Annotated in this window: 1 protein-coding gene; it reads left to right on the top strand. The window is 59.4% G+C overall.

The window, feature by feature from the left end; all coding sequences use genetic code 11:
* Window positions 1-3,659: non-ribosomal peptide synthetase (locus tag QJ48_RS20165; RefSeq protein WP_157261699.1), on the top strand; the 3,659-nt coding region annotated here is incomplete at both ends.

Here is a 3,659-nt window from a genome sequence, read left to right as displayed (position 1 = left end):
CTGCAAAGCGTGCGCTGCCTCTGCCTCGACGACGAGAAGTCGTACGGCGGAGACGGAGCGAACGAGCCTGACACGAGCGAACCGCACGATCTGGCGTACGTGATCTACACGTCAGGCACGACGGGACGGCCGAAAGGCGTCATGATCGAGCACCGCAGCCTGGTCAATACGGCAGCGGCTTACCGCCGGGAATACCGGCTGGATCAGTTCCCGGTACGGCTGCTGCAGCTGGCGAGCTTCTCCTTCGACGTGTTCGTCGGGGATATTGCCCGGACGCTGTACAATGGCGGAACGATGGTTATTTGCCCGAAGGACGACCGCATCGATCCGACTCGTCTGTATGGCTGGATACGCGACCGGCAGATTACGATCTTCGAATCGACGCCGGCGCTGATCGTGCCGTTCATGGAATATGTAGCGGAGCAGGGCTTGGATATGAGCTCGATGGAGCTGCTGATCACAAGCTCGGACAGCTGCAGCGTGACGGACTACCGGCTGCTGCAGGAGCGCTACGGCTCGCAGTTTAGAATCATCAACGCGTACGGGGTAACGGAAGCGGCGATCGATTCGAGCTTCTACGACGAGCCGCTGGCGAAGCTGCCGGAGGCGGGGAACGTGCCGATCGGCAAGGCGTGGCTGAACGCCCGGTTCTACATTGTGGATGCGCACCTGAATCCGGTACCGGTAGGGGTATTGGGCGAGCTGTGCATCGGCGGCGTAGGCGTAGCCCGGGGCTACCTGAACCGACCGGAGCTGAACGAAGAGAAGTTTGTCGACAGCCCGTTCGTCCCGGGCGAGCGGCTGTACCGCACAGGCGACCTGGCGCGCTGGATGGAAGACGGCAACGTGGACTTCATCGGGCGGATCGACAATCAGGCGAAAATCCGTGGGTACCGGATCGAGATCGGCGAGGTCGAAACGCAGCTGCTGAAAGCGGACGGCGTCAAGGAAGCGGTCGTTGTCATCCGGGAGGACGGCAACGGACAGAAGGCGCTGTGCGCGTACTTCACGGCGGACGAGGAACTGCAAGCAAGCGGGCTGCGAAGCGCGATGTCGCAGGAGCTGCCGGGGTATATGATTCCGTCGTACTTTGTGCAGTTGGAGCGGCTGCCGCTGACGCCGAACGGGAAGATCGATCGCAAGGCGCTGCCTGCTCCGGAAGGAGGCGCGAGCGGATCGGAATACACCGCGCCGCGTACGCCGCTGGAAGCGAAGCTGGTTCATATCTGGCAGGAAGTGCTCGGACTTGAGAAAGTCGGAATACATGAAAATTTCTTCGACATCGGAGGACACTCCCTGCGCGCAACGACGCTGGTAAGCAAGATTCACAAGGAGATCAATGTCGATTTCCCGCTGCGGGATGTGTTTACCTGCTCTACGGTTGAAGACATGGCCCGGGCGATTGCCCGAATGGAAGAAGGGTCGTATTCGTCCATACCGGCGATTGAGGAAAGAGACTACTATCCGTTGTCGTCTGCGCAGAAGCGGCTCTTCATCCTGCATCAGCTGGAAGGAGCGGAGTTAAGCTACAACATGCCGGGAGCGATGCTGCTCGAAGGGACGTTGGACCGGCAGCGGTTCGAAGAGGCGTTCCGCGGGCTGATCGCTCGGCATGAGACGCTGCGCACCGGCTTTGAAATGGTGAACGGCGAAGCGGTGCAGCGGGTTTACCCGCAAGCCGACTTTGCCGTGGAGCATGTGCAAGCGAGCGAAGAGGAAGCGGGAGAGGTCGTACGCCAATTCGTCCGCGCGTTTGATCTGGCGAAGCCGCCGCTGCTGCGGGTAGGTCTGCTTGAGCTTGCGGAAGATCGGCATATCCTGATGTTCGACATGCATCACATCGTTTCCGATGGCGTCTCGATGGACGTCCTGGTCGAAGAGTTTGTCCGCTTGTACAGTGAAGAAGAGCTTGAGCCGCTGCGGATTCAGTACAAGGATTATGCGGCATGGCAGCAGTCCGAAGCGCAGCAGGAGCAGTTGAAGCGGCAGGAAGCGTACTGGCTGGATAAGTTCCAAGGGGAACTTCCGGTGCTGGAAATGCCGACGGATTATGCGCGTCCGGCTATGCAGAGCTACGAAGGGCATGCGCTTCAATTTTTCATAGATGAGCAGAAGAGCGAAGGTCTGAAGCGGCTCGCGGCCGAAAGCGGAGCGACGCTGTACATGGTATTGCTTGCGGCGTATACGATCGTGCTGCATAAATATACGGGTCAGCAGGACCTGAATGTAGGGACGCCGATTGCGGGAAGAAACCATGGCGATGTGCAGCCGCTGATCGGGATGTTCGTCAATACGCTGGTTATCCGCAGTTATCCTTCCGGGGAGAAGACGTTCCTGGATTACTTGAAAGAGGTCAAGGAAACGACCTTGGGTGCCTACGAGCACCAGAACTATCCGTTCGAAGAGTTGGTCGATAAAGTGCAGGTTGCCCGCGATTTAAGCCGCAATCCGCTCTTTGACACGATGTTTACTCTGCAAAACACGGAAAACAAGGAGATCCGACTCCCGGGGCTTAAGCTGACTCCATATCCGAGCGAGGAAATCGTATCCAAGTTTGACCTGAGCTTGGACGTGACGGAAATCGGCGGCGGTCTGGAATACATCCTCGAGTATGCGACTGCCTTGTATAAAAGGGAAACGGTAGAACGGCTCGCGAAGCACTTCGAGCAACTTCTCGAAGCGATCGTGAACGAGCCGGGGGCGAAGATTGCGACGCTTGGCCTGCTGACTGCGGCTGAAAAGGAACAAATTCAGCATGCGTTCAACCCGGCGCTGCCTGAGCTGCCGCCGGAGAAGACGTTCCACCGGCTGTTCGAGGAGCAGGCGGCGCGCACCCCGGAAGCGACGGCGGTCATGTACGAGGACAAGCAGTTGACATACGGGGAGCTGAACAAGCAAGCGAACCGGCTGGCTTACACGCTGCGCGAGGGCGGCATCGGCAGAGAATCGATTGTCGGCATTTTGGCGGACCGTTCGGTGGACCTGCTGGTCGGCGTCATGGCGGTCTGGAAAGCGGGAGGCGCGTATGTGCCGCTCGATCCGGAGTATCCGTCGGACCGCATCCGGTTCATGCTGGAGGACAGCGGGGCTACGGTGCTGCTGACGCAAACCCATCTGCAGGACCAAGCCCAAGCGTGGCTGGCGGAAGATTCGGCACTGCAAAGCGTGCGCTGCCTCTGCCTCGACGACGAGCAGTCGTACGGCGGAGACGGAGCGAACGGTCCTGACGCGAGCGAACCGCACGATCTGGCGTACGTGATCTACACGTCGGGCACGACGGGACGGCCGAAAGGCGTTATGATCGAGCACCGTAGCCTGGTCAATACGGCGGCGGCTTACCGCCGGGAATACCGGCTGGATCAGTTCCCGGTACGGCTGCTGCAATTGGCGAGCTTCTCCTTCGACGTGTTCGTCGGGGATATTGCCCGGACGCTGTATAACGGCGGAACGATGGTTATTTGCCCGAAAGACGACCGCATCGATCCGACTCGTCTGTATGGCTGGATACGCGACCGGCAAATTACGATTTTCGAATCGACGCCGGCGCTGATCGTGCCGTTCATGGAATATGTAGCGGAGCAGGGCTTGGACATGAGCTCGATGGAGCTGCTGATCACAAGCTCGGACAGCTGCAGCGTGACGGACTACCGGCTGCTGCA

It is taken from the genome of Paenibacillus sp. A3 (genome assembly GCF_001399685.1).
Taxonomy (GTDB): Bacteria; Bacillota; Bacilli; order Paenibacillales; family NBRC-103111; genus Paenibacillus_G.
This window is presented reverse-complemented; position numbering and strand designations above follow the sequence as displayed.